The sequence below is a fragment of the Flavobacterium sp. RSB2_4_14 genome, from assembly GCF_051547085.1.
Taxonomy (GTDB): Bacteria; Bacteroidota; Bacteroidia; order Flavobacteriales; family Flavobacteriaceae; genus Flavobacterium.
Window position 1 is genome coordinate 1 of the sequence record NZ_JBPTTL010000023.1, and the last position, 949, is coordinate 949.

General features: G+C 41.5%; 1 pseudogene. It reads right to left on the reverse strand.

The annotated features are described in order from the left end of the window. Nucleotides 1-949, reverse strand: a pseudogene (locus ACSVH2_RS14085) (adhesin); the annotation flags it as partial.

Below are 949 nucleotides of genomic sequence, written 5' to 3' on the forward strand. Positions count from 1 at the left end.
ATTGGTTGAGCAATTATGTTTATTGTGGAAATACTTGTATCAGTAATACAAGGCGCAACGCCTACTAATGTATAAGTAAAAGTTGAAGTTGTAGCACCAACGGCTGGTGTGAAAGTTCCTGCTCCTGCATTGAATACTCCGCCAGTTCCTGAAGTACGTGTCCAAGTTCCTCCTGTTTGTTCTCCAGTAATTAAACTAAATAAATCAATAGCTGCAATACTGGATTCACAAATTGTAGTGGCGCCATCAGTTCCTGCATCAGGTTGACCGCCTATATTTATTGTAGCGATACTTACATCATTTATACATGGTGCCACTCCTAGTAATGTATACTCAAAAGTAGAGGTTGTCGCTCCAGCTGTTGGAGTAAATGTTCCTGCTCCTGAATTGAATAATCCGCCTGTTCCTGAAGTTCGTGTCCAAACGCCTCCTGCTTGTTCTCCTGTGATTAAACTAAATAAATCTAAAGGGGTCAAACTGCTTGCGCATATAGTTACGCCTCCATCTAAACCAGCATTTGGCTGCTGATTTATTATTATTGTAGCAATACTTGTTGCATTTATACACGGAGCTACACCTACTAAAGTATAAGTAAACGTTGAAGTTGTAGTGGCAACGGCTGGTGTGAATGTTCCTGCTCCTGCATTGAATACTCCGCCAGTTCCTGAAGTACGTGTCCAAACTCCTCCTGTTTGTTCTCCTGTGATTAAACTAAATAAATCAATGGCAACTGAACTGGTTTCACAAATTGTAGTAGAACCATCAGTTCCAGCATTAGGCTGTGGGTTTATTGTTATTGTAGCAATACTTGTATCAGTAATACAAGGCGCAACGCCTAATAAAGTATAGGTAAACGTTGAAGTTGTAGCGCCAACTGCTGGTGTAAACGTTCCAGTTCCTGCATTGAATACTCCGCCAGTTCCTGAAGTGCGTGTCCAAACGCCTCCTG